This is a genomic window from Klebsiella sp. M041 (assembly GCF_059759695.1).
In genome coordinates this window covers 97,461-121,641 of sequence record NZ_JCAXWU010000005.1, presented here as the reverse complement: position 1 = coordinate 121,641, position 24,181 = coordinate 97,461, and the positions used below count along the sequence as shown (strand labels likewise).

Sequence of the window (24,181 nt, the reverse complement as noted above, 5' to 3'; positions counted from 1 at the left end):
GGCGTGCGGCGCCTCCCTTCCTGACAACGCGGATCTCCCCGCCGGGTAAATGCCAACCCCGCCGGGGGCGATCGCTGTAAAGCGTTGTCTGCCTCTCATTTTTCGCTCATTTATGCAGCAATGTTAGATGTCTGTCAAAATTCTGTTACTGCATGGTTTTAAAATTTTCATTTCAGTTATTTACTTATAAAAGTTTCAAATGTCTTGTTAATGAAATAAATGGTCTGGAATTCACGGTGTGGCATAAATGGACTGATGTTTCAAAAAAGTGATGATAATACAGCCATTATTTGTGATTCCGATCACGACGAAATGCGGAAAACCCCGCAGCGCCGTCGCCGTCACAACAGACATTTGTCGCAATCTGACTGAAATTAATTTTTCATTTTGTTTCATTCACCGGCGTACCTACAAAATCAAGGATCAACTATGAATATTAAGAAAACGATTGTTGCCTCTTTGTTAGCCTGCATGCTGCCTGCGGTGGTTATGGCAAAAGATGTCTCCATTGGCGTCTCGATGGCGCTGTTTGACGATAACTTCCTGACGATCCTGCGTACCTCGATGCAAAAAGAGATGAAAAAAGATGGGGTGAAATCACAGATCGAGGACGCGAAAGGGGATGTCTCCCAGCAGCTGCAGCAGGTGCAGAACTTTATCGGCCAGGGCGTGGACGCCATTATCGTCAACCCGGTGGATACCAACGCGGTGAAACCGATCATGGATCAGGCCACCAAAGCCGGGATCCCGCTGGTGTTTGTAAACCGTCGCCCGCAGGCGGAGCTGACCGACAAGATGGCCTATGTGGGGTCGGATTCGATTCTCGCCGGTCGTCTGCAGATGGAAGCGCTGGCGAAGGCGATGAACGGCAAGGGCAATGTGGCGATCCTGCTCGGCGACCTGGCGAATGAATCCACTCGCGACCGCACCAAAGGGGTGGAAGAGGTCGTGGCGAAATACCCGAACATCAAAATCGTGCAGAAGCAGACCGCGAAATTTACCCGCAATGACGCCGTGGATGTGGTCAGCAACTGGATGACCAGCGGCGAGGATATCCAGGCCATCGCCTCCAACAACGATGAAATGGCGATCGGCGCCCTGCAGGCGCTGGGTAAAAACCCGAACCATATTCTCATTGCCGGCGTGGATGGCACCCCGGATGCGCTGCAGATGCTGAAGAGCGGCAAGATGATCGCCACCATCTTCCAGGATGCGAAAGGCCAGGGCGAGGGCGCCGTAGACGCGGCCATTAAGCTGGCGAACGGCGAGAAAGTGGAAAAGATCATCGACGTGCCGTATCAGCTGATCACCAAAGAGAACATGGCTGAATTTACCAATCGTAATCAGAAATAATCCTGGCCAACCTGTGGTACGGAGGTGGATGTATGAACGCTTTTGCCCTTGAAGCCGAAGGTATCAGTAAGTTCTTCCCCGGCGTGAAGGCGCTCGACAATGTCTCATTACGCGTGCGCCCGGGAACGGTGCACGCCCTGATGGGCGAGAACGGCGCCGGTAAATCCACGCTAATGAAGTGCCTGATCGGTATCTATCGCCCGGATAAAGGATCGATTCGCGTGAAAGGGGAGCCGGTGGAGTTTACCGACACCATGGATGCGCTGCGCTCGGGGATCTCGATGATTCACCAGGAGCTGAATCTGGTGCCACATATGACGGTGGCGGAAAATATCTGGCTGGGGCGCGAGCCGATGAAGTACGGCTTTGTCGACCACGGCCAGCTGACCCGCCAGACCCAGGCGCTGCTGGATAAGCTGAATATTCGCTTAACTGCCGACCGGCTGGTGGGCGACCTGAGCATCGCCGCCCAGCAGATGGTGGAGATTGCCAAAGCGGTCTCATGGAACGCGGATATTGTGATTATGGATGAGCCTACTTCGGCACTGACCGAAGGCGAGGTGGCTCACCTGTTCACCATCATCCGCGACCTGCGGGCCCAGGGCAAAGCGATCATCTATATCAGCCATAAAATGGATGAGATCTTCGCCATCACCGATGAGATCAGCGTCTTTCGCGACGGCACCTGGGTGGGGAGCAAAAACACCACTGAATTTACCCGCCAGTCGCTGATCACCCAGATGGTGGGCCGCGAATTAACCCAGCTGTTCCCGAAATTTAATAACACCATCGGCGAAGAGGTGCTGACGGTGCGCAACCTGACGCGCCAGGGCGTGTTCCATGACGTCAGCTTTACGGTGCGTCGCGGCGAGATCCTCGGCGTGGCCGGGCTGGTGGGCGCCGGGCGCAGCGAGGTGATGGAAAGCCTGTTCGGTATGGAACGCTTCGACAGCGGTGAAGTGCTGATCGACGGGGCGCCGGTGACCATTGATTCTCCCTCCGTGGCGATTGAAAAGGGGATGGCGTTATTAACCGAAGACCGCAAAAAGTCGGGCCTGTTTCTGGTGCTGTCGGTGCTGGAAAATATGAGTATCGTCAAAATGCCGGAATATATCGGCAAGAGCGGTTTTGTCCAGCACGTGAAAATGGCCGAAGACTGCATGGAGCAAATCCGCCGGCTCAATATTAAAACGCCGACGATGGATCAAATTATTAATAACCTCAGCGGGGGGAATCAGCAAAAAGTCCTGATTGCGCGCTGGCTGCTAGCGCAACCGAAAATCTTAATTCTCGATGAGCCGACCCGCGGCATCGACGTCGGGGCGAAGGCGGAAATTTATCATCTTATCAGTGAACTGGCGAACCGGGGGGTGGCGGTCATTATGGTCTCCTCTGAGCTGCCGGAAATCCTTGGCATGAGTGACCGGGTCATGGTGATGCATGAAGGTCGTATCACAGGCATCCTGGAAAAAGACGAAGCCGACCAGGAAACCATTTTGTCGTTGGCATCCCATTGAGGCACAGAGAATGAGTAATATGAAATTAACGGCGGCTCCGGCCAGCGAGGGTTCCTCCTTCTTCGCTAATTTGCGGCATAAAATGCCGAAAGATACCGGCATCTTTGTGGTGATGCTGGTGATTGCCCTGACATTTGAAATCGCCGGCTGGTATGTTCGCGACCAGTCGTTCCTGCTCAATACCAACCGCCTGGTGCTGATTGTGCTGCAGGTGGCGATCATCGGCATCATCGCCGTCGGCGTCACCCAGGTGATCATCACCACCGGGATTGACCTCTCCTCCGGCTCGGTTATCGCCCTCGCGGCGGTGGTGGCGGCGAGCCTGGCGCAAACCTCCGACAGCCTGTCGCCGATGTTCCCGGCGCTGGTCAACCTGCCGGCGGTGATCCCGATTTGCGCGGGGATCGGCGTCGGCCTGCTGTGCGGGCTGACCAACGGTTTCCTGGTGACGCGAACCGGTATCCCGCCGTTTATCGCCACCCTCGGGATGATGGTCTCGGCGCGCGGTCTGGCGCAGTATTACACCCAGGGCAATCCGATAAGCTTCCTCTCCGACAGCTTTACGGCGATAGGCCAGGGGGCGATGCCGGTGATCATCTTCTTCGTGATCGCCGCGGTGTTTCACATTGCGCTGAAGCATACCCGGTATGGCAAATATGTGTATGCCATCGGCGGCAACATGACCTCGGCCAAAGTGTCCGGCATCAACGTGAATAAGTACCTGGTGATTGTCTACACCATCGCCGGGGCGCTCTCCGGGCTGGCGGGGGTGGTGCTGGCGGCGCGCGTCAGCAGCGGCCAGTCCAGCATGGGGATGTCCTACGAGCTGGACGCGATTGCCGCAGCGGTGATCGGCGGCAGCAGCTTAATGGGCGGGGTGGGGCGCATTACCGGCACCCTGATTGGCGCGATGATCCTTGGCCTGATCAAGAGCGGCTTTACCTTTGTCGGCGTCGATGCCTACGTGCAGGATATTATTAAAGGGATCATTATCGTCGCGGCGGTGACCATCGACATGCGCCGCAACCGGAAAAAACACTAATCTTATCAACTGGCGGCAACGGCGAAGCGCGTCGTTGCCGCCAGCCCTGTCCAGAAATAAACAAAATACTCCCCGCCTGGCGCAGGCTGTCTATTTTTCCCGCGCTGCGCATCCTGTACAGTTTCGCGACTTTTGTTGTCCATTCGCCAGGGGGCCACGCCTTGCCCCCTTGTTTCTGGAGTCGTATGAATACACCATCCATAGGCAAATCCTCGCCGGTCTGGCGACCGGGAAGAAGGGGCGTGATCGTCACGCTGCTCGTTGGCCTGGCGATCCTGATCATCGGCCGGGGCGGGCATTTTCTGGCCAGAGAGGTTTGCCGCGAAATGTATACCCGGCAGCTGGAGAAGGATGCGCAGTGGGTGGCGTCACGCCTCGAACGGCGGATGAACACGCCGGCGCGGCAGCGGGAAGCCACCTGGCCGCTGGCGGTGATGCGCGCGGATCTCTATGCCCTGGCCCGGCAGCGACATTATCAGCTGCTGCTGGTGAATAGCGACGGGCATCTGCTGGCGGCATCGCATGCGCTGCCGGCCAGCGTGCTGGCCCAGGTTCAGGCGCAATTTCCCAGGGAGATGCAGCCGCCGCTGTTCGGCAGCCATTACCAGACCATTCAGCCCTTCGCCCCGCATCAGCGGATGTTAAGCCGGGCGCTGAACGGCAATGCGGGCCTGGCGGGCTGGAATCTCGTGATGCTGGCGCCGGACAGCGGATTGCCTTCGCTGCTGATGGCTTACCGTTGGCCGGTCACGATTGGCCTCGGCGCGGTGCTCGCCGGCACGCTGCTGGCGGTGAGGCGGGCGGCGCGCGCCCGGCGAAAACGCTAATTGCCGACGGCGCCGTCAGGCATGGCGAAACTGCAGGGTGGCGGGCAGATAGCGCTGGAGCGGCTCCGGCGCCTGGCCGTCGATCAGCTGGCTGAGCAGATCGTAGCAGTGCCAGGCCAGCTGGCGATTATCCTGTTGCACGGTATCAATGCGCAGGGAAAGTGAATCGTACAGATAGTGATCGTCGAAGCTGGCGAGATGAATATTGGAGTCCAGCAGATGGTGCTGGCTCATATAGCGCAGGACCCCTTCGAGCAGGCCGCAGGCCGCGGTGAACAGCGCCTTCGGCGGCCGGCCCAGCCGCGCGCAGAGCGCGGCGAACATCTCATAGCCGGAGCTGGGGTGATAGTTGCCGTTGATCACCCACTCGGGACGCAGCGTGACCCCCGCCTGAGCCAGGCCCTGGGTGAATCCCGCCAGCCGGTCGCGCGATGGCGATAGCCGCGGCTGGCCGCCGAGAAACCAGAACTCGTCCGCATGCTGAGGGGCGATGCGGGAGATCAGCTCGGCCGTTGGGGTGACCGAGTCGGTCATCACCAGCGGCAGGGCGCTGTCGCTGGGGGAGCGGTCAAACAGCACCACCGGCAGCTGTTCGCTGAGCTTCAGGTAGTCGGCATCACTGTGCATGCACGAGGCGACGATCAGGCCGTCGACCTGGCGGGCAATCATGTTATTGACCACCACGCTCTCCTGGCCGGGGTTTTCGTCGGTGCAGGAGATAAGCAGCTGCACGCCGGCTTCCCGGCAGAGCGTCTCAAGCTCATGGGAGAAAACGGCAAACCCGTAGTTGGTGATTTCCGGCACCACCAGGCCAATGGTATGGCTGCGGTTATCGCGCAGCGAGCGCGCGTGAATGCTGGGTTGATAGTGCTGCTCGCGGGCGATCGCCAGCACGCGCTCGCGCGTCTCCTGCGCCACGCGCAGCTCTTTGCCACGACCGTTAAGCACCAGACTGGCGGTCGCTTTGGAGACGCCCGCCAGTTCGGCGATATCTTTGATAGTTACGCGTTTGGTTTTCATCAGCACCCGGGAGCCTGAAAGCAAAACGGTTATTCTACCATGCATGGCCGCAGCAGCCAGCGGCAGAATGCCACCGGCGTCGCACCGCTGAAGATTAACTGCCCCGGATAGCCCGGGAAGAAGCGGCTGCTCATCACCCCTTCGCCATCGTTGATGAAAATCTCCACGCTGGAGCGGTCGATAAAGATCTGCAGGCGCCGCGCCTCGCCGCGCCAGTAGCGGTGATGCATCTCCGCCGTCTGCAGCCCGCGGCGCGACAGGCGCAGGCCGTCGCGGTTAACGGTGAGCTGCAGGGCGCCGGCAAAATCCAGCCCCAGCGTACTGTTGGGGGCGATGTCAAAGGCCAGCTCCATCGGGGCGAGGGGCAGGGTCTGTCCGCGCCAGCCCTCGGCTTCGCCGCGCAGGGCGGCCAGCTCGCGCAGCGGGCGCTGATACAGGGTGCCCGCCTGCCACTCCAGCTCGCGCACGCAGGTCATCTGGTGGATCCACCCCTGCGCGCGGGTGGGTTGATGCATCTCTTCCCCGTCCGGGACGCCCATCCAGCCGACCAGCAGGCGGCGGCCATCCTCGGCCAGCATGGTTTGCGGCGCGTAGAACTCAAATCCGCTGTCCAGCTCGTGCAGCGGACCATGGTCGAAGGCGCCGCGTTCGGCGTCGAAACGGCCTGCCATCCACACCGCCGGATAGGTATTGAGAAAGCGCTGCGCTTCGCGGGCCAGCCCCTGCGGGCAGCAGATCAGCAGGTGGGTGTCCGCCAGCGGAAACAGGTCCGGGCACTCCCACATGTAGCCGCCGTTCGCCAGGCCGTTAACGTCATGCCCGGCTATCTCGCCCACCAGGCGCCAATCCCGCAGGTCGCTGGCGGTAAACAGCAGCACTTTGCCGCGCTGTTGCACATCCTGCGCCCCGAGGACCATGTACCAGCGCCCGTCCTGTCGCCACACTTTAGGGTCGCGCACATGGCCGGTATAGCCTTCCGGCAGCGGCAGCACCGGCCCCAGCTTGCGGAAGGTGCCATCGGCATTTTCCGTCGCCAGACATTGCCAGGCGGTGCGCCCGCCGTCGGGGAATTTCACGTTGCCGGTATAGCACAGGGTCAGGGCGCCCTCGAACTCGACCGCGCTGCCGGAGTAGCAGCCGTTGCGGTCATACTCTTCATCCGGCATCAGGGCGATAGGTTCATGCCGCCAGTGCAGCAGATCGGCTGAGCTCCAGTGTCCCCAGCACTTGTAGGTGTGGTCGCAGGCGAGCGGATTCCACTGATAAAACAGGTGGTAACGCCCGGCGACCTGGCAAAAGCCGTTGGGATCGTTCAGCAGTCCGCTGACCGGCGCCAGATGCCATTGCGGGTAATGGCTGTCGGCCAGCGCCTGCGGCTGGCCCTGCATAACGGCCTGCAGGATCGCAGGCAGGCGTGACGGTAATGACATTATTCAGCGTCCGTTTTGTATTTCAGCGTCAGAGAGAGCGTGAAGGCCACGGCGAAGGCGATCGCCATCCCGATAATGTAGTTCAGCAGCGAGCTGGCCTGCACGATGGCCATTCCCGGGATCGCCGTCAGGCCCACCGCGGTCATGTAGACGTGCATCGATACCACCCAGGCGCCGCCGGCGGCACCGCCCACCAGCGCGGCGATGAACGGTTTCACAAAGCGCAGGTTAATCCCGAAGATTGCCGCCTCGGTGATCCCCAGCATCGCCGAAAACGCCGACGGCAGGGTGATAGCTTTGATTTTGGCATCTTTGGTTTTAAACCACACCGCAAAGCAGGCGCCGCCCTGGGCGACGTTGGCCATGGCCCAGATCGGCAGCAGGAAGTTGACGCCGATCGACGGATTGCCGAGCAGGCCCGCCTCGATGGCATGGAAGCTGTGATGGATACCGGTAATGACGATCACCGAATAGAGGCCGCCAAACAGCAGGCCCGCCAGCCAGCCGGCGTGGCTGATAAGCGTGCTGAGGATAAACGAAATGCCGTCGCCGAGCGCGCGGCCGGCCGGGCCGATCAGCAGCAGGGCGATAAAGCCGGAGATAATTACCGTCAGGAACGGCGTGAGGATCAGATCCAGCGCGTCAGGGATAATGCGGCGCAGCCGTTTCTCGACAAGGCTCATAAACCACACCGCCAGCAGCACCGGGAAGACCGTGCCCTGATAGCCGATCATCGCCACTTCGATGCCGAAGAAATTCATGGTGTGGAAGCCGGCGGCGACGCCCCAGGCGTTGGTCAACGCCGGGTGGGTGAGGATCCCGCCGAGGGTCGCGCCCAGATAAGGGTTACCGCCAAATTCGCGGGCGGCGGTAAAGCCGATCAGGATCGGCAGAATGATAAACGCCGCCGAGCTGCACATATCCAGCATGATATAGATAGCGTTGCCCGGGTCGACCCAGCCGTAGGTTTTCACCATCCCCAGCAGGCCCATCAGCAGGCCGGAGGCGACGATGGCCGGAATAATCGGCACGAAGATGTTGGACAGCAGGCGGGCGATGCGCTGGAACGGGTTCAGCTTTTTCGCCGCCAGATCGGCGGCTTCGGATTTGCTCGATTCGCTGATGCCCGCCGCCTGGATAAAGGCGGCATAGACTTTATTGACCACCCCGGTGCCGAAGATGATCTGCATCTGGCCGGCATTGCGAAAGCAGCCTTTCACGCCGTCGATTTTGCCAATCGCCTGCTGGTCGGCGAGCGCGTCGTCGACCAGCACCAGCCGCAGGCGGGTGGCGCAGTGCGCGGCGCTGGCGATATTTTCCTTGCCGCCCAGCAGGGGAAGCAGTGAGCGGGAAATCTGTTCAAAATCCATAGTACCCTCTGAATGCATGATGATATGGCGTGGGCGGCGCCGGCCGTGGCAGGCACCGCGAACCTTATATTTATGTGTGACTTACCCTGTCTTCCGGGTTCACGTCAGAACCAGGTCTCCATTTGCATACCGAACGACCATTCGCCGCCCGATTTGAATCCGTTGCTGCCTAACGCGTCGTCGTTGGCGTAGTTATCCAGCTTTTTGCTCCAGTCCATCCACGAGGTGTAGAAGCGGATCTCCGGGCGCGAGAAGAAGTCGCCGATGCTGCCGACCTTGAAGGTCGGGGCGAAGGTCAGCTTGTAGAAGCTGCCGTTGACCGCATGGCGATCGTTGTAGCCTTCAGGCTGCAGATCCATGTACTGATAAGTGCCCTCCCAGGCGAGGGCGAAGTTCTGCGTGACCTCCTGAATCAGACGCAGGTTAAGAGTGGCCCACTGATAGCTGTCGCCATCGACATAGCGGTCTTTACTGCTCTGCGCCAGCACGGCCGGGGCAATAAACCAGCGATCGCTCAGCGGCGTGGTGCCGTAGCTGGCGAAACGCCAGGTATTGGCCCCCGGACGCAGCGCGCCGTCGGAACCGATGCCTTTAACCTCGGCGCCCAGTCCGTGGCCATACAGCAGGGCCGTTTTGCTGGTCCCGTCGCGCAGGCCATAGAAGCTCTCATTGTGCAGACCCAGCAGGGCATGAACCCCGGTGTTAGCGGCATCGCCTTTCACCAGATTGCCGTTCGCGTCCTGGCGGTCGTCATTATCTTTCGCCCGCATCCCGCTGACCATCATCTGCACCGGGCCGGCAAAGTTATTCATGCTGACGATATAGTTCTGCACGCTGTTGCTGCTGTCGGCGATATCGCCAAAGTTGCGGCCATATAACGAGAAGTTGCTGCGCAGGCTGTCGTTCCACTTCACGTCGTAGATCCCGCCGCCGGTCCCGGCAAGGAACACCACATCCGAGTCAACCCAGTGGATGTCGAAGTTGTCGCGGTCAAAGCGTTTCCCGGCCCACAGGGTCGAGCCTTTGAACGGACCCTCGAAGGTCGGCAGGTTTCCGAGCTCGACGAACGCCTGGCGCACGTTCAGGTCGCTGCTGCTCGCCGTCCAGTCGTTATAGGTAGTTTGCCCGTCGGCCACCATCACTTTGAAACGGGTGGTCGCCCCGTTGTCCAGGGTCTGCTTATGTTCGAGGTTCATTTCCACATAGGTGTCGGCCTGGTTGCCAAGACGACCAATGGCGCCGCCGGTCTCCCCGGCGGGGGTCATATAGGCCCCGGATTTCGTGCTGGCGGCGGAGTCGTTCATGATCACCCCGGAGCGGGCGTAGCCGTGGAACTCAAAGCCGCCGGGCCGTTCGGCTTTTTCTTCCAGTTGGGTGGTGCGCTTGGCCACCTGCTGGGTGGTGGCCTGGGTTTGCTGCTGCTGCTGGGTTAGCTGCTGAACTTTCTGCTCCGCTGAGGCGGCGCGGCTTTCGGCGGTACTGGCGCGGGTCTCGGCATCCTGCAGACGTTTTTCCAGGGCGGCGAGACGCGCTTCAATGCTGTTCAGGTCTGTCTGCCCATGGGCGGCGGCGGCGCCGGTTAGCAAAGCAATAAGAATGGCTAACTTCCGTTTTTTATACATGTTGGTGACATCCAAAGGTAAATCAGTGAGTGTGCTAACGTTTGCTAAACCGGTTTAGTTGATATGGTAAACATGTCGGTAACGCAGTGAAAATAAAAATTGCTAAACCGGTTTAAGAATTGTGATGTCGCCAGCAAAGTGGGCCGTTAGCCGGCCCAACGGGATCACAGCGAGCGCTGAAGATCCTCCCTGTAGGGCAGGGCGGTCATGGCGCCTTTGGCGGTGGTGGCCAGCGCGCCGCAGGTTTGCGCCAGCGCAAGGTCCGGCGCCAGGGCGGCGAGGTTGTCAGGGATGCCGTGGGCGGCGAGCCCGGCGAGCAGCCCGGCGACAAAGGCATCGCCGGCGCCGGTGGTATCGACGGCCACTACCGGGCGGGCGGGGAAGTGGCTAACCTGCCCGCGCAGCGCGGCCTGGACTCCCGCTTTGCCCTGGGTGACCAGCAGCAGCGTCGGCTGGAAGCGGGCGTTCAGCCGGGCGATGCCGCTGACGATGTCGTCGCTGCCGCTGATAAAAGCCAGCTCCTCTTCCGACAGTTTTATGGCGTCGGCGAGGGCCAGCGCCCGGTCGAGACAGTCGCGCAGCTCCTGCGGATCCTGCCACAGGTCGCTGCGGATATTGGGGTCGAAGCTGACATAGCCCCCGGCGCGCTTTATCGCCTCCATCGCCGCGAATGCCGTGCTGCGGCTCGGTTCCGCGCTGAGGGCGATAGAGCAGACGTGCAGCCACTGGCCGGCGGCGAACGGCGGAAGATCCTCAGGCGCAAGAAACAGGTCGGCGCTCGGGCGAACCATAAAGGTAAAGGTGCGCTCCCCGTGCCGATCGAGATCGACCACCACCGTGGAGGTGCGCTGCGTCGCGTCGAGGCGCATAAAATCCACATCGACCTGTTCCTGCGCCAGGGTGTGGCGCATAAAGCGACCGAACGGATCGTCGCCGACGCGGCCGATAAACCCGCTGTCGCCGCCGAGCCGCGCCACGCCGACCGCGACGTTGGCCGGCGCGCCGCCGGGGCATTGCAGCAGGCGGCCCTCTCCGTCGGGCAGGAGATCGACGACCGCATCGCCGAGTACCCAGATTTTACTATTCATAGGACAGCTCCTCTTAGCTAAACTTTGTTAAACCGGTTTAGCTAATTAAAGCACAGCCTGGCGGCAAGCGGAACGATTGGTGGATGAAAGGGCGGGGCGAGGGTAAAAAATGTGAGCCAGGCGGAATATTTCGCCACTCCAGATCTGGACTTTTCCTTCCTGACCCGCTTAGGTATAGTTCCACAGGCCGCGGTTAACCCCGCCGCGGTGATAAAAGGTGAAGGAGTGCGTAGCGCGATGAACCCCAGTTTTGGCGATATTTACGATCGGTACCAGAAGCTGTCGCTGACCACGCACCTGCCGGCGGTCATCGCCTGCAGTGAAACCCTGAGCCTGAGTAAAGACCAGCCATTTCTGCCGCAGCCGGGCTATCTCTATTTTTTGCTGCAGGGGCAAATGACGTTGGCCTTTGGTGATGAGCAGAACCTGCTCGGGATTGTTATCGCGCATATGCCGTTAGGGCTGCTTGAACATTATTGTCCGTCGGTGGCGCTCTATTATCGGTGTCTGGGCGAATGCCAGCTGGCGAAAATATCTGCCAGCGATTTTGAACGGATATTCTTTCATTCGTCGCCGGGCTATATGCAAGAGCTGACCACGATCCTGGCCTATATGGGCATATTTGCCCTTGATGCCCACTATGAACGCGGCAGCCAGACCAGCTTTCAGACCATTAAATCAATGCTGTCGCGCTATTTATATCGTGGAGGAATCGATGGTGGTCAGCATGAAAGCCTGTCGGCATTTATTATTAAACGAACCAATCTTTCGCGCAGCTATGTTTATCAGGTGCTGGCCGCCCTGCGCGAGGGAGGATATATCACGGTGAAAAAAGGCAAACTGATTTCCATCGACCGTCATATTCCTGAGAAATTCTGATTCAGGTTCGTCGGCTCCCCGACATAACGTCGCTAAAACCCGCCCGGGGAAAGCGCTACGCGCGCGTTTTCCCCGGCCCCGTTACGCCTGAACCTGGCCGTTTTATTTATTTAACCTTTCACTCTGGAGTTATTTTATGACCCTGGACTATGTGGCGCTGGCCATTCTCATCGCCGTGGCCTTAATACTTTTTTATGGCGTGATTGTTATTCACGATATTCCTTATGAAATCGCCAAAGAGCGGCGCCATCCTCATCAGGATGCGATTCATTATGCCGGCTGGGTCAGCTTATTCACCCTGCATGCCCTGTGGCCCTTGTTGTGGATCTGGGCGACGCTATGGCGCGAAGACCGCGGATGGGGAATGCGCCGCATCGCCGACGATCAGCAGGCCCTGCATCAGCGTCTGGAGACGGTCACTCAGCGACTGGAGCAGGTGCAGCGCGAGGTCGAGGAACTTAAAGCGAAGGAGGCAAAATAATGGAAACGTTAATGTTGCTGACCTACGCCGCGCTATGCATCGTGGTGTTTAAAGTATTCCGCATTCCGCTCAATAAGTGGACCGTGCCGACGGCGGTGCTCGGCGGTATCGCCCTGATTGGCGCGGTGATCTTCGGGATGAACTACAACTTCCCCTATACCGACGTCGGTAATCAGGTGTTTCGCACCGTGCCGATTGTGTCGCAGGTGCGCGGTCGGGTGCAGACCGTACCGGTGAAGCCTAACCAGAGGCTGCATAAGGGTGATGTGCTGTTTACTCTCGACCCGACGCCGTTCCAGGCAAAGGTGGACGATCTGCAGGCGCAAATTAAAGCGGCCAGTCAGGATGCGCTCTCCCTCAACGCCGCGTTAAGCCAGGCGGAGGCCGAGCTGAACAGAGCGGTGGCCCAGCGCGACCAGTCGCGGCGGGAGTATGCCCGCTTTCGGGAGGGGCATGCCCAGGGCGCCTTCTCCGATCAAATGGTCGATACCCGTCTGCAGACGTGGAAAGCCGATGAAGCCAGCGTCAGCGCGGCTCAGGCGAACGTGGTTCAGGCGCGTAACGCGCTGGACTCGGTGGTGAAGGGCAAAAATACCACCGTGGCCTCCCTGCTGGCGCAGTTGCAGAAGGCGCAGTTTCAGCTGGATAACACCGTCGTCCGCGCCCCGGAAGACGGCTATGTCAGCACCGTCGGCTTACGGCCAGGCACCATGTCCACCGCGCTGGGGATGCTGCCAGTGATGACCTTTGTGCCGGTGGAGGGCGACGCCTCGCGGGAGTATGTCGCGGCATTTCGCCAGAACGCCCTGCAGCGTCTGCACAAAGGCGAGCCCGCGGAGCTGATGTTTCCGGCCATTCCGGGCACCGTCTTCCGCGGGGAAGTGGCCGACGTGCTGCCGGCGATTGGCGAGAGTCAGTTTCAGGGCCAGGGCAAACTGCTGACCACGGACGCGCTCAATACCCATGGCCGGGCGCTGGTGGTGCTGAAGGTGACCGATCCGCGTTTTGCCGAATACGCCCTGCCGCAGGGGGCCACCCTCGAGGCGGCGGTCTACTCGGATCATCTGAAAGAGCTGTCGCTGATCCGGAAGATCCTGATCCGCATGAAGAGCTGGGAAAACTATATCTATCTCGATCACTAAGCCGGCGGGCGCGGGGAGGCCGTACCCTCCCCACGCCGCGGTCAGGCCTCGCTGTCCACCAGCCCGTCAATAATCACCTGCCGCACCCCCTGCGAACAGGGCTCAATACGACCGCGCACGCCGTAGACGGCCGCCAGGGTCTCGGGGGTGATGACCGCGGCCGGGGTGCCGTCGCCGAGCAGCTGGCCCGCTTTGAGCATCAGCACATGGTCGGCGTGACGCAGGGCAATATTGATATCGTGCACCACCACCAGGGTCACGATGTTGCGCCGTCGGGCCTCCCGGCGCACCAGATCCATCACGTGAAATTGATAGTTGAGATCAAGCGCGCTGAGCGGTTCGTCAAGCAGTAGCAGGCGCGGCTGGCGAATCAACGACTGGGCGAGACCCACCAGCTGTTTTTGCCCGCCGGAGAGCTGATCGAGGTAGCTCATCGCCAGGTGGGCAATTCCCAGTTGGCGCAGCAGCGCCATCACCTCCTCCTGGTGCTGCGGACTGTGGCGTCCTCCGGCGGCGCGCTGGGCCACGATAATCGACTCCAGCACATGCAGATGCACGCCGGCGGGCAGCGTCTGCGGAAGATAGACCACCTGTTCCGCGCGACGTGCGAACGGCTGCGTCAGCAGATTTTCCCCCTCCAGCAGCAGCTCGCCGCGGCAGGGGCCCAGACCCGCCATCGCCCGCATTAACGTCGATTTACCGCTGCCGTTTGGCCCCAGCAGCGCGGTGATTTTCCCCCGCGGCAGATGGGGAACCGTCAGGTTCTCGATCACCTTGCGTCTGGGGTAGCCGGCGCTGAAGTGAGACAGCGATAGCCCGGATAACGTCTGGTCGCTCATACCTGCCCCCGGTGACGTAAAATAATGCTTAAAAAGAACGGGACCCCTACCAGGGAAGTGACGATCCCCACCGGAATAATGGCCCCCGGGATCAGGTTCTTCGAGGCGATGGAGGCCAGGGAGAGCACCAGGGCGCCGATCAGCGCGCTGGCGGGCAGGTAAAAGCGATGGTCTTCGCCGAAGAGCATCCGCGCAATATGCGGCGCCACCAGGCCGATAAAGCCGATTGGCCCGACAAAGGCCACCGAAAGCGCCGACAAAATGCTGATCCGCAGCAGTGTGGCCAGGCGCAGACGGCGAACGTTAATGCCAAAGCTGATGGCCCGGTCCTCGCCCAGCCGCAGGGCGGTCAGCTTCCACGCGCTGCGCAGCGACAGGGGCATCACCAGCGCCAGGGCGACCAGCAGGATGGCGACTTTGCTCCAGGAGGCGCGGTCGATGCTGCCCATGGTCCAGAACACCAGCCCCTGCAGCGTGTCTTCATTGGCGATAAACTGCAGCATCGAGACCAGGGCGTTAAAGGTAAAGACCAGCGCGATGCCGAACAGAATGACGCCAGAGGTGGCCACCTGGGTCCAGCGGGTAATGCCGTCCAGCAGCAGGGCCGCCAGCAGGGCGAAGATAAAGGCGTTGGCCGAGATAAACCACTGGCCGGGAATACCGGGCAGGCCAATACCCAGTACAATCGCCAGCGCGGCGCCAAACGCCGCAGCCGAGGAGACGCCGAGGGTAAACGGACTGGCCAGCGGGTTATTGAGGATGGTCTGCATTTCGGCACCGGCTAGTCCCAGCGCCAGACCAACGATAATCGCCATCACCGCATAGGGCAGCCGGATGTCCCAGACGATAGCGCGAGTGCCCGGATCGGCGCTGGCCGGATCGGTTAACGTCTGCCACAGGCTCTGCAGCGGCAGTCCGGAGGGGCCGAGCATAAAATCGAGCAGCAGCGAAGCGACAATCAACAGCGCCAGCAGCAGCATCAGCAGCAGGCGGCGACGCACGATATGGCGATAATGATCCATCACGCCAGGCGTCCCGGCGGGCAGCCCGTCCAGAACGGAGTCGGAAGTTAAACGCATGCCGGATTACTCGCTCTGTTGCCAGGAAAAGACGAACGGCTGGTCCGGCAGGTCGGTGAAATGGCGCACGATATAATGATAAGTCTCATCCGGGTTGAGATCGCGGAAGGCCTGCGGATAGATATCTTTCGCCAGATATTCCATGCCGACAATATTCCACGGGTGGTTATAGAAGTGGTGATAGACGCCATACGCTCGCTTTTCCTGTACCGCCGGGATCTGGCTGACCCCTGGCCGCGCCAGCAGCGTCTGCGCCTGGGCCTTCACCGACTCCGGCTTGACTTCATAGCCCAGGGGCAGCACCTGGCTGTTGCCACGCTTCGAGCCGGTCATGATCCAGGCGTCGGGCTTCATGCTGATGATTTTCTCCAGCGAGACGAACCCGGAGGCGCCCGGCAGCAGCTGCGAACCGATATTGTTCGCCCCGACCGCCTCCACCAGCCCGCCCCAGCCGCTGTGGCCATGAGTAAAGCAGCAGGCGTCGCTGTTGCCGGCCAGCGCTTCCACGAAGACGTTGGCCTTCGGCGTGATGGCTGCGGTTTTCTGACGAATTGTCTGCAGCTGATGGCGATAGTAATCGGTAAAGGCTTTGGCCTGGCTCTCGCGGTTAAGCACTTTGCCCAGCAGGTCGATGCTGGGGGCGGTATCTTTCGCCGGGTCGATCTCATAGTCGACAAACAGCACCGGAACGTGCAGGGCGCTAAGCTTGTCAATGACCCCGCTCTCCATCAGCGCAGGCCTGGCGCGCAGCTGGGCGATCATCAGATCCGGCTGGCGGGCGATGACGCTTTCAAGATCGACGTTCCCCTTGTCGCTGAAGCCCATGTCCAGAATCGTAGCCGACTGCGGCCACGCCGTTTTCAGCATCTGCCAAGTGGCAACATCCTGCTTTTTCGCCAGATTATTCCATGCCACCAGCCGCTTAAACGGATTGTCCCGGTCCAGCAGGGCGAGGGTCATAATGTCGCGACCATCCTGCAAAATAATACGCTGCGGCTCTTTGACCAGGGTGACCTGCCGGCCGTCAAGGTCGGTAACCGTCAGCGGATATTGGGTCGCATAGCTGAGGAAGGGCGTCGCGATCAGCGCAGTAAGCAACAGCGATCTTACTGATTTTCTTGCCATAAAAGGAGTTCCGTTTGCCAATTTATAAATATAATGATTCTGAGAATTATTCTCGAGTAAACCTCAACGGCAAGTATATCAAGGGCAAATTTCACGAAATGTAACAAACGTGTTGGAAATTATGTGAACGTCGACAGGGCGCGCGGCGGCAGCATTTTCTGCCATGATTGGAGGTCGAAAACGTTTTTCAGGCTAATTCCTAATGTCATCCCCGGTTCGCTGTGCCATCCTGAATGCGACTCATAACATGACATGTGAGAGAGGATATTATGAAAAAAGCAATGATTGCGTTATCGGCTATTCTGGTTGCGGCTCCGGTTTTTGCTGCGACAACACATGCAACAGATGATACCGTCGCGGCGGCCAATGCCAACGCCAACACCGCCAAAGAGAAGCTGCACCAGGCCCAGCACGAGGGCGAAGAGCAGCAGCTGAAGGCGAAACATGCGGCCGAAGGCAAACAGGATAGCGTCGGCAGCCAGGTGAGCGAAGGCGCGCAGAAGACCTGGAACAAGACCAAAGAAGGGACTGAGAAAGGTTGGGATAAGACCAAAGAGGTCAGCGAAAAAGGCTGGAACGCCACCAAATCCGGCGCAGAAAAGGGCTGGGATAAAACCAAATCCGGCGCTGAAGAGTTAAAAAATAAAGTGACTGAGTAAGTCCTGATAGCAGTCTGAATAAAGGTCGCGAGAGCGGCCTTTTTTATTGCTCGTCCTCCCCCATAATGCCTTCGCCGACAGCAGAAACCCCAGGTGCCAGGAATCGTCCTGGTTAAGCGGATACTCACTCTTTCTTCACATTTTCCCGTTACAAAGAACTTCAATCAGGAGGTGTACGATGAAAAAGATGATTTCTCTGGCGGTAATGTTATCCACTGTGCTGAGCGTCCCGGCCTTTGCCGATGGCCCGAACGACGGCCATCGCCCGGGGCAGCCAACGGTGTGGCAGAACGGTCCGGATCATAATGGGCATGCGCCGCAGGGCGGACCTGACGCGCATCATCAGGGTGACCATGACCAGCGTGGCCCGGATCGTGACGGTCATGACAAACGCGATCAGGCACGTCATGAGCAGGACCATTTCGCCTGGCGCGGTAACGATTTCCGCAAAGGCCACCCGGCTCCGGCGCCGTTCCGTGGCGATGAGTATCGCGTCCGTGACTGGAGCGACCGCGGCCTGCCGCCCCCGCCGGAGGGCCATCACTGGTCCTATATCGACGGTAACTATGTGCTGATCGCCGCGGCGACCGGGATCATCACCTCGATTCTGGTGAGCGGCGCCCTCGGCCACTAAATGCACGTCTCCCAACGCCGGGCAGGGAACACCTGACCCGGCGATGGATCATCGCCGGGGCTACGGGTTCAGTTCGTCATCCGGCCAGTATTTATAGCCATTGACCATCGCCTGGGCGGCCAGGCCCTTGTCGGTGATTTCATAGACGTTCACTTTTGACGGCAGCGAGGAGGTGTCCTTCGCTACGCCGTTCGCGGAGGCGGCGATCGGCGCGATGCCTTTGTCATCATATTTCGCCGCGGCGTTCGCATCGGCGCCGACCATATATCCCTGGCGGATAAAGCGATCCAGGGCCGCTTTATCATGGAAGACCAGCACCGTGCGCTGCTGCTTGATCCCTATTCCCAGACCGGCGCCGCCCTGGGCCATTTTCATATAGGTGTCCTTCCCGGAGGCCGTATCCCGCACCACGCCGTAGCCGCTGCCAAATCCGAACAGCAGGATCTTGCTGCTGTTATTGGCGAATACCGCATAACCCTTCGCATGCTGAATATCGCTGCGGGCCTCGGGCTGCAGGGTGTAAAGTTTATTGAGAGTTTCGTTGCGCATCTTCTGAATGCTGGCCCGCTGCTGGCTGGCGGTATCGCCCTGCGCGCTGCAGCCCGCCAGCGCGGTCATGGCGACGAGGAAAAGCGTCTGTAATTTCATAGAAATCTTTTTATTTAAATCTGAATATGGCCGGGGATGGTAGGGTAAATAATGGTTAATTCTCCATAAAATAAACGTTTATTTTTAAACTTCGCCGTTTTTAATGCTTATTACACTGTTGTGAACGCATTATTAAATAAGATGCCGCCATCGCCGGTATTAGAAATCCTGCTTGCATAAAGTTTTCACCACGATACCGTGTTAAGTCCTTACGATATTTCCCGGAGAGCGGCATGAGTGATTATGTAATTCCAGAAATTAAAGCGACGGAAGCGGAAATGATTTCTCTGCGTCATTATTTACATGCCAATCCGGAATTAAGTCTGGAAGAGTTTAATACCAGCGAACTGGTTGCCGGCAAGCTGACCGAGTGGGGCTACCTGGTGACGCGCGGCCTCGGCAAGACCGGCGTGGTCGGCAGCCTGAGCAAAGGCGACTCGCCGCGCACCATCGGCCTGCGCGCCGATATGGACGCTCTGCCGATTCATGAAACCACTGGTTTACCCTGGGCCAGCACGGTGTCGGGGAAAATGCACGCCTGCGGTCATGACGGTCATACCACCATTCTGCTGGCGGCGGCGAAATATATCGCCTCGCCGGCCTGTCAGTTCAACGGCACGGTGCATCTGATTTTTCAGCCGGCGGAAGAGGCTATCGGCGGCGCCGATTTAATGATTAAAGACGGCCTGTTTGAGCAGTTCCCCTGCGAACGCATTTTCGGTCTGCACAACATGCCGGGGCTGCCGGTGGGCAAGCTGGGCTTCTACGCCGGTAACTTTATGGCCTCGGCGGACACCGTCAAAATCACCCTTACCGGCTACGGCGGCCACGGCGCCCATCCGGAGCGCACCGTCGACCCGATCGTCGCCGGCGCGGCGCTGGTGATGGCTCTGCAGAGCATCGTGGCGCGCAACGTGCCGCCGGGCGAAACGGCGGTGGTCAGCGTCGGCACCTTCCAGGCCGGTATCGCCTCCAACGTTATTCCGGAGAGCGTGGTGATGGAGCTCAGCGTGCGGGCGATGAAGCCGGAAATCCGCGACCTGCTGATCAAACGTATTCACGAGCTCAGCGAATTTACCGCCAAAAGCTATGGCGCCAGCAGCGCAGTAGAGGTTTACGACTCCTACCCGGTATTAACCAACAGCCCCGAAGAGACTGATTTCGCCCGGGCGCTGGCGCTGGAGGTGTTTGGTCGCGAGGGGGTGCTGGAGTCGGTCTCGCCGATGAACGCCAGCGAGGACTTCGCCTTTATGCTGCGCGAACGTCCGGGCTGCTACTTCCTGCTGGGCAACGGCGAGCAGGGGGAGAAGGGCGGCTGCATGGTGCATAACCCCGGCTACGACTTCAATGATGACATTATCACCACCGGCGCGACGCTGTTCGCCCGCCTGGTGGAAAAGCACTGCCGTTAACCTCTGGAGAAGAACTGGAATGAAAAAATCACTGTTGCTATGGCTGGCGTTAATGGCGTCGACGTCGGCGCTGGCCGACGGGGGAAAGGCGATCCGCTTCGGCGTCGACCCGACCTTCGCGCCGTTTGAATGGAAGGATCCGCAGGGCAAGCTGGCGGGGTTTGATATCGATCTAGGCAACGCCATTTGCCAGCAGCTGCAGGCGAAATGCGTGTGGGTGGAAAGCAATTTCGACGGCATTATCCCGGCGCTGAAGGCGCGGAAATTCGACGCCATCCTTTCCGGGATGTACATGACCGAGAAGCGTAAAGCGCAGATTGCCTTTAGCGACAAGCTGTATAACGGGCCGGTGTTCCTCGTGGCGCGTAAAAATACCCTGCAAGGCAATACGCCGGCGCAGCTGAAGGGCAAAACCATCGGCGTCGAGCAGGGTTCGGCGCAGGAGACTTACGTCAATCAGCACTGGCGTCCGCAGGGGATCAACATTGTGGCCTACCAGGGGGCCGATAGCGTGGTGCGCGATCTGGAGTCCGGGCGCATCGACGGCGCGGTGCTTTCCGGGATGATGGCCGACTACAGCTTCCTGCAGCAGCCGCAGGGTAAGGCATTCACCTTTGTCGGCGGCCATCTGCAGGATGATACGCTGTTTGGCGCCGGGGCGGCGATCGGCTTGCGTAAAGACGATGAGGCGCTGCGTCAGGAAATAAACGGCGCGATTTCGAAGATCCTTGCCGACGGCACCTATAAAAAATTAGCCAGCAAATATTTTAGCTTTGATGTTTATTCCGGGACATAATGTCTGAGTGTACCCGCGGGCAAGGATCGCCCGCCGTAAGATTCCTTTTCTGATTATCCAATCGACCTCCTCTCCTGACCCCTGTGGTTACCTGAGGGAAGCAGAATATAAGCTAAGGAGTACTCGGCATGATGACACGTCCCTTGGGCAAAACCGGATTTTCCATCGCCCCGTTAGTGTTTGGCGGTAACGTCTTTGGCTGGACCATTGATGAAAAAACCAGTTTTGCCCTTCTTGATGCTTTTGTTGACCATGGTTTTGACGCTATCGACACGGCGGATGTTTATTCCCGCTGGGCGGAGGGCAACCAGGGCGGCGAATCCGAAACCATTATCGGCCGCTGGCTGCAGGCGCGTCCCGGCATGCGCGATAAGGTCAAAATCTTCACCAAAGTCGGCTCCGATCTCGGCCTTCCTGGCCATAAGGGACTCAGCAAAGCCTGGATCCAGCAGGCGGTAGACGACTCCCTGCGCCGCCTTAATACCGACTACATCGACCTCTACTTTTCCCACTGGCCGGATCCGCAAACTCCGGTAGCGGAAACGCTGGAGGCTTTCCACAGCCTGCAGCAGGCGGGGAAAATTCGCGCGATGGGGGCCTCTAACCTCGATGCGATGCAGCTGGCGGGGGCGCTGGAGGTGGCGCGTAAGGGCGGCCTGCCTGCCTGGCAGGTGCTGCAGCCGGAATATAACCTCTACCACCGCTCCGCCTTTGAAGGCGCGCTGTGCGATCTCTGCGTCAGCCGTGATATCGGGGTGGTGACCTACTACAGCCTGGCCTCGGGGTTCTTAACCGGTAAGTACCGTCAGCCGTCGGATCTGGCGCAGAGTCAGCGCGGAGGAAAGATTGGTAAGTACCTGAATCCGCGCGGGATGCGGATTATCGATACCCTGGTGGCGGTTGCGGAGGAGCTGGGGGCGAAGCCAGCGGAAGTGGCCCTGGCGTGGCTGATCGGCCGCGAAGGGGTGACCGCGCCGATCGCCAGCGCCACCAGCGTGGCCCAGGTGGAAAGTTTTGCCCGCGCGGCGGCGCTGAGCCTGAGCGCGGAGCAGGTGGCGCGGCTGGACAGCGCCAGCGCCTGAGTCACTCCCTCTTCCCGGCGGGGAGAGGGGGAAGGGCTATAAATGGCGCGGACCGCAGGCCGGGTCAGGCGTAGCCGGCACCCGGCGGAATAACGGTACAAGCGTCAATTTCCCTGTGCATACTGCGCCTGGCAGGGCTACAACTTCTATGTCAATTCCGGGCAGATTGCGCTCCCGATATGTCTTCTGCGCTATGTCTCTTATGGCGCCGGGAGCGCACAGGGGGCGGCCAGTCGCCGCCGCCCCCTGTACCCCCGGGCTCCGGCCAGCAAAATCGCCGCTGCGCGGTACCTTCGACTTATCCCTGCAGGCTTCGGGTCGGGCCGAGGCAGCGTCCGTGCAAAACACGGCCCTCAGCCCGCATCCATGCGGGCTGCCCCGGCCTTCCGGGAACGTCTCAGCGATTTTGAGGCCGTCAGCACCGGCAGTTTCAGCAACAATGGTGAATAAATTAACGACAGGTCGTACGAACGTAGGCCGGGTAAGGCGCAGCCGCCACCCGGCATAAAACGGCTCTGTGCCCGCTGTCATCGCCCGGTGGCGCTGCGCTTGCCGGGCCTACGAGGTATGAGCCTGTGAGAGGACCCCGTAGGCCGGGTAAGGCGTAGCCGGCACCCGGCGGAATAACGGTACAAGCGTCAATTTCCCTGTGCATACTGCGCCTGGCAGGGCTACAACTTCTATGTCAATTCCGGGCAGATTGCGCTCCCGATATGTCTTCTGCGCTATGTCTCTTATGGCGCAGGGAGCGCACAGGGGGCGGCCAGTCGCCGCCGCCCCCTGTACCCCCGGGCTCCGGCCAGCAAAATCGCCACTGCGCGGTACCTTCGACTTATCCCTGCAGGCTTCGGGTCGGGCCGAGGCAGCGTCCGTGCAAAACACGGCCCTCAGCCCGCATCCATGCGGGCTGCCCCGGCCTTCCGGGAACGTCTCAGCGATTTTGAGGCCGCCAGCACCGGCAGTTTCAGCAACCATGGTGAATATATTAACGACAGGTCGCACGAACCCTCCAGGCCGGGTAAGGCGCAGCCGCCACCCGGCATAAAAGCGGCTCCGTACCCGCTGTCATCGCCCGGTGGCGCTGTGCTTACCGGGCCTACGAGGTATGAGCCTGTGAGAGGACCCTCCAGGCCGGGTAAGGCGCAGCCGCCACCCGGCATAAAAGCGGCTCTGTGCCTGCTGTCAGCGCCCGGTGGCGCTGTGCTTGCTGGGCCTACGATGTGTCAGCCTGTGAGAGGACCCCGTAGGCCGGGTAAGGCGCAGCGGCCACCCGGCAATATGACGGGCATGGTGCCTGAAAGCGTGCCCGGCGGCGCCCCTTTATTCCTGATGGCGGGTGACGTTGAGGATCTTCGCGCTGGCGCCGACCGGGAAATTGCTGAGGGCGCCGAAGTCGCTGCCCTGATAGCCCATGATCTTGCCGTCGGTGCGCATTTGCTGAAGATCGATCAGGATCACCCCCAGCGTCGGAATGATTTTCTCGCGCCAGACAAACAGATAGAGATCCTCCGCCACCAGCACATAGTGGCAGCGGTCGACATCCGCCAGCCCCTTTTCCACGCCGTCCAGACACTGCCAGGCGTAAAAATTATCGTTGAGATAGATGTGCTCATAGCGCTCGGTCGGGCTGTAGGTGTACTGATTGCGCATGCCGACCAGCGCAGGAGTAAAGCCCGGCAGCGGCCCCGGCTGCGCATCCAGGCGGGCGAAGACAAAGCGCGCTTCTACCGCGGTCAGCGGCAGGCCTCGCTCCACCCGGCTGAAGGCGTCCAGCCGCGCGGCGGCTTCGTCCGGCAGCTGGCCATAGACCAGGGTAGCGTTGCGCTGCGTCAGGTTACATACCGCGCTGATGCTGGCGTTATCCCGCTCCGGGTCAAGGAAGTCGATAAACAGAATATCCGGGCGCAGGGCGGTCGCCCGCCAGGGAGTGCGCGTGCCGTTCCAGCTTAGCGTCTGCTCATCTTCGATGATCAACTGCTGCGGCTCGCTCCCGGCGACATAAAAGGTAAAGCGCTCGTCTGCGGGCAGGCTGGCGGTGGCGAGTAAATTACCGTGTGGCGCAAAACCATCGGCCAGCGCGCCGACCTGGATAAATACGGCTTCTGAAGTCATAGGGGCTCCTGAACAGAGTAGGGC

21 protein-coding genes and 1 pseudogene are annotated in these 24,181 nt (G+C 60.0%); 12 read left to right on the top strand and 10 right to left on the bottom strand.

Annotated elements, in window-relative coordinates; translation table 11 throughout:
* Positions 1–429: 429 nt before the first annotated feature.
* The 4 genes and pseudogenes from AC6CWS_RS07840 to AC6CWS_RS07825 all read left to right on the top strand — a co-directional run bounded on the left by AC6CWS_RS07840 (position 430) and on the right by AC6CWS_RS07825 (position 4,707).
* Complete coding sequence (locus tag AC6CWS_RS07840; protein ID WP_002892597.1) at positions 430–1,353, top strand: sugar ABC transporter substrate-binding protein; 924 nt, start codon at positions 430–432, stop codon at positions 1,351–1,353.
* 32 nt (positions 1,354–1,385) lie between these two features.
* Positions 1,386–2,870 carry a sugar ABC transporter ATP-binding protein gene (locus tag AC6CWS_RS07835; protein ID WP_004202401.1) on the top strand — a complete coding sequence of 495 codons (1,485 nt, stop codon included), beginning with the start codon at positions 1,386–1,388 and terminating at the stop codon, positions 2,868–2,870.
* Between the two features lie 19 nt (positions 2,871–2,889).
* Positions 2,890–3,912, top strand: a complete 1,023-nt coding sequence (locus tag AC6CWS_RS07830) for an ABC transporter permease (protein WP_004152946.1) — start codon at positions 2,890–2,892, stop codon at positions 3,910–3,912.
* Between the two features lie 185 nt (positions 3,913–4,097).
* Positions 4,098–4,707 (top strand): annotated as a pseudogene (locus tag AC6CWS_RS07825) (hypothetical protein).
* 47 nt (positions 4,708–4,754) lie between these two features.
* Here AC6CWS_RS07825 and AC6CWS_RS07820 read toward each other — a convergent pair.
* The 5 genes from AC6CWS_RS07820 to cscK form a co-directional block, all read right to left on the bottom strand.
* The gene (locus tag AC6CWS_RS07820; protein WP_017898803.1) at positions 4,755–5,765 is read right to left on the bottom strand and encodes a LacI family DNA-binding transcriptional regulator; all 1,011 of its coding nucleotides are present in this window, start codon (positions 5,763–5,765) and stop codon (positions 4,755–4,757) included.
* A 23-nt stretch (positions 5,766–5,788) separates the two neighbouring features.
* A complete protein-coding gene (locus tag AC6CWS_RS07815; protein WP_044521387.1) occupies positions 5,789–7,189 on the bottom strand; it encodes a sucrose-6-phosphate hydrolase in 1,401 nt (466 codons plus the stop codon).
* The gene (locus AC6CWS_RS07810; RefSeq protein WP_023288691.1) at positions 7,189–8,559 is read right to left on the bottom strand and encodes a sucrose-specific PTS transporter subunit IIBC; all 1,371 of its coding nucleotides are present in this window, start codon (positions 8,557–8,559) and stop codon (positions 7,189–7,191) included. Before AC6CWS_RS07810 ends, AC6CWS_RS07815 begins: the two co-directional genes overlap by 1 nt.
* Positions 8,560–8,663: 104 nt before the next feature.
* On the bottom strand, positions 8,664–10,181 hold the full coding sequence (locus AC6CWS_RS07805; RefSeq protein WP_023288692.1) for a carbohydrate porin: 1,518 nt from the start codon (positions 10,179–10,181) through the stop codon (positions 8,664–8,666).
* A 164-nt stretch (positions 10,182–10,345) separates the two neighbouring features.
* Entirely contained in the window at positions 10,346–11,269 is a 924-nt protein-coding gene (gene cscK / locus AC6CWS_RS07800; RefSeq protein ID WP_065884050.1) for a fructokinase, read from the bottom strand.
* Between the two features lie 237 nt (positions 11,270–11,506).
* On the opposite strand from cscK, the gene AC6CWS_RS07795 reads away from it, so the two are divergent.
* The 3 genes from AC6CWS_RS07795 (at position 11,507) to AC6CWS_RS07785 (ending at position 13,771) form a co-directional block, all read left to right on the top strand.
* On the top strand, positions 11,507–12,148 hold the full coding sequence (locus AC6CWS_RS07795) for a Crp/Fnr family transcriptional regulator (RefSeq protein ID WP_072420810.1): 642 nt from the start codon (positions 11,507–11,509) through the stop codon (positions 12,146–12,148).
* Positions 12,149–12,284: 136 nt separating this feature from the next.
* A complete protein-coding gene (locus AC6CWS_RS07790; RefSeq protein WP_065884049.1) occupies positions 12,285–12,629 on the top strand; it encodes a DUF3302 domain-containing protein in 345 nt (114 codons plus the stop codon).
* Positions 12,629–13,771, top strand: a complete 1,143-nt coding sequence (locus AC6CWS_RS07785) for an HlyD family secretion protein (protein WP_080901322.1) — start codon at positions 12,629–12,631, stop codon at positions 13,769–13,771. Before AC6CWS_RS07790 ends, AC6CWS_RS07785 begins: the two co-directional genes overlap by 1 nt.
* Before the next feature lie 41 nt (positions 13,772–13,812).
* On the opposite strand, the gene AC6CWS_RS07780 is transcribed toward AC6CWS_RS07785, so the two are convergent.
* The 3 genes from AC6CWS_RS07780 to AC6CWS_RS07770 are packed head-to-tail and all read right to left on the bottom strand — an operon-like array spanning position 13,813 to position 16,814.
* Complete coding sequence (locus AC6CWS_RS07780) at positions 13,813–14,610, bottom strand: ABC transporter ATP-binding protein (RefSeq protein WP_065884045.1); 798 nt, start codon at positions 14,608–14,610, stop codon at positions 13,813–13,815.
* Positions 14,607–15,635: a FecCD family ABC transporter permease gene (locus AC6CWS_RS07775; protein WP_072096506.1), complete on the bottom strand. Its 1,029-nt coding sequence runs from the start codon at positions 15,633–15,635 to the stop codon at positions 14,607–14,609. Before AC6CWS_RS07775 ends, AC6CWS_RS07780 begins: the two co-directional genes overlap by 4 nt.
* A gap of 60 nt (positions 15,636–15,695) precedes the next feature.
* Entirely contained in the window at positions 15,696–16,814 is a 1,119-nt protein-coding gene (locus tag AC6CWS_RS07770; protein ID WP_065884043.1) for an ABC transporter substrate-binding protein, read from the bottom strand.
* A gap of 269 nt (positions 16,815–17,083) precedes the next feature.
* Here AC6CWS_RS07770 and AC6CWS_RS07765 point away from each other — a divergent pair, with 269 nt between their 5' ends.
* Both AC6CWS_RS07765 and AC6CWS_RS07760 read left to right on the top strand, forming a co-directional pair.
* Positions 17,084–17,473 carry a KPN_00521 family repetitive protein gene (locus tag AC6CWS_RS07765; protein WP_023288700.1) on the top strand — a complete coding sequence of 130 codons (390 nt, stop codon included), beginning with the start codon at positions 17,084–17,086 and terminating at the stop codon, positions 17,471–17,473.
* Positions 17,474–17,651: 178 nt separating this feature from the next.
* On the top strand, positions 17,652–18,107 hold the full coding sequence (locus AC6CWS_RS07760; protein ID WP_023288701.1) for an RcnB family protein: 456 nt from the start codon (positions 17,652–17,654) through the stop codon (positions 18,105–18,107).
* A gap of 60 nt (positions 18,108–18,167) precedes the next feature.
* On the opposite strand, the gene AC6CWS_RS07755 is transcribed toward AC6CWS_RS07760, so the two are convergent.
* Positions 18,168–18,755, bottom strand: a complete 588-nt coding sequence (locus AC6CWS_RS07755) for a lipid-binding SYLF domain-containing protein (RefSeq protein ID WP_048296942.1) — start codon at positions 18,753–18,755, stop codon at positions 18,168–18,170.
* Between the two features lie 233 nt (positions 18,756–18,988).
* On the opposite strand from AC6CWS_RS07755, the gene AC6CWS_RS07750 reads away from it, so the two are divergent.
* The 3 genes from AC6CWS_RS07750 to AC6CWS_RS07740 all read left to right on the top strand — a co-directional run bounded on the left by AC6CWS_RS07750 (position 18,989) and on the right by AC6CWS_RS07740 (position 22,045).
* Complete coding sequence (locus AC6CWS_RS07750; RefSeq protein ID WP_065884040.1) at positions 18,989–20,167, top strand: M20 aminoacylase family protein; 1,179 nt, start codon at positions 18,989–18,991, stop codon at positions 20,165–20,167.
* A gap of 19 nt (positions 20,168–20,186) precedes the next feature.
* Entirely contained in the window at positions 20,187–20,963 is a 777-nt protein-coding gene (locus AC6CWS_RS07745; protein ID WP_065884038.1) for a lysine/arginine/ornithine ABC transporter substrate-binding protein, read from the top strand.
* 128 nt (positions 20,964–21,091) lie between these two features.
* Complete coding sequence (locus tag AC6CWS_RS07740) at positions 21,092–22,045, top strand: aldo/keto reductase (RefSeq protein WP_023288705.1); 954 nt, start codon at positions 21,092–21,094, stop codon at positions 22,043–22,045.
* A gap of 1,320 nt (positions 22,046–23,365) precedes the next feature.
* Here the strand turns inward: AC6CWS_RS07740 and AC6CWS_RS07735 are convergent.
* Positions 23,366–24,157, bottom strand: coding sequence for a MoaF C-terminal domain-containing protein (locus tag AC6CWS_RS07735; protein WP_065882595.1), 792 nt, complete (start codon positions 24,155–24,157; stop codon positions 23,366–23,368).
* Between the last annotated feature and the right edge of the window lie 24 nt (positions 24,158–24,181).

What these genes read in the sequence shown, in the direction of transcription:
- AC6CWS_RS07840 (WP_002892597.1), top strand. Translation starts at nt 430, where the DNA reads ATGAATATTAAGAAAACGATTGTTGCCTCTTTGTTAGCCTGCATGCTG.
- AC6CWS_RS07835 (WP_004202401.1), top strand. Translation starts at nt 1,386, where the DNA reads ATGAACGCTTTTGCCCTTGAAGCCGAAGGTATCAGTAAGTTCTTCCCC.
- AC6CWS_RS07830 (WP_004152946.1), top strand. Translation starts at nt 2,890, where the DNA reads ATGAAATTAACGGCGGCTCCGGCCAGCGAGGGTTCCTCCTTCTTCGCT.
- AC6CWS_RS07815 (WP_044521387.1), bottom strand. Translation starts at nt 7,189, where the DNA reads ATGTCATTACCGTCACGCCTGCCTGCGATCCTGCAGGCCGTTATGCAG.
- AC6CWS_RS07810 (WP_023288691.1), bottom strand. Translation starts at nt 8,559, where the DNA reads ATGGATTTTGAACAGATTTCCCGCTCACTGCTTCCCCTGCTGGGCGGC.
- AC6CWS_RS07805 (WP_023288692.1), bottom strand. Translation starts at nt 10,181, where the DNA reads ATGTATAAAAAACGGAAGTTAGCCATTCTTATTGCTTTGCTAACCGGC.
- cscK (WP_065884050.1), bottom strand. Translation starts at nt 11,269, where the DNA reads ATGAATAGTAAAATCTGGGTACTCGGCGATGCGGTCGTCGATCTCCTG.
- AC6CWS_RS07795 (WP_072420810.1), top strand. Translation starts at nt 11,507, where the DNA reads ATGAACCCCAGTTTTGGCGATATTTACGATCGGTACCAGAAGCTGTCG.
- AC6CWS_RS07790 (WP_065884049.1), top strand. Translation starts at nt 12,285, where the DNA reads ATGACCCTGGACTATGTGGCGCTGGCCATTCTCATCGCCGTGGCCTTA.
- AC6CWS_RS07785 (WP_080901322.1), top strand. Translation starts at nt 12,629, where the DNA reads ATGGAAACGTTAATGTTGCTGACCTACGCCGCGCTATGCATCGTGGTG.
- AC6CWS_RS07780 (WP_065884045.1), bottom strand. Translation starts at nt 14,610, where the DNA reads ATGAGCGACCAGACGTTATCCGGGCTATCGCTGTCTCACTTCAGCGCC.
- AC6CWS_RS07770 (WP_065884043.1), bottom strand. Translation starts at nt 16,814, where the DNA reads ATGGCAAGAAAATCAGTAAGATCGCTGTTGCTTACTGCGCTGATCGCG.
- AC6CWS_RS07765 (WP_023288700.1), top strand. Translation starts at nt 17,084, where the DNA reads ATGAAAAAAGCAATGATTGCGTTATCGGCTATTCTGGTTGCGGCTCCG.
- AC6CWS_RS07760 (WP_023288701.1), top strand. Translation starts at nt 17,652, where the DNA reads ATGAAAAAGATGATTTCTCTGGCGGTAATGTTATCCACTGTGCTGAGC.
- AC6CWS_RS07755 (WP_048296942.1), bottom strand. Translation starts at nt 18,755, where the DNA reads ATGAAATTACAGACGCTTTTCCTCGTCGCCATGACCGCGCTGGCGGGC.
- AC6CWS_RS07750 (WP_065884040.1), top strand. Translation starts at nt 18,989, where the DNA reads ATGAGTGATTATGTAATTCCAGAAATTAAAGCGACGGAAGCGGAAATG.
- AC6CWS_RS07745 (WP_065884038.1), top strand. Translation starts at nt 20,187, where the DNA reads ATGAAAAAATCACTGTTGCTATGGCTGGCGTTAATGGCGTCGACGTCG.
- AC6CWS_RS07740 (WP_023288705.1), top strand. Translation starts at nt 21,092, where the DNA reads ATGATGACACGTCCCTTGGGCAAAACCGGATTTTCCATCGCCCCGTTA.
- AC6CWS_RS07735 (WP_065882595.1), bottom strand. Translation starts at nt 24,157, where the DNA reads ATGACTTCAGAAGCCGTATTTATCCAGGTCGGCGCGCTGGCCGATGGT.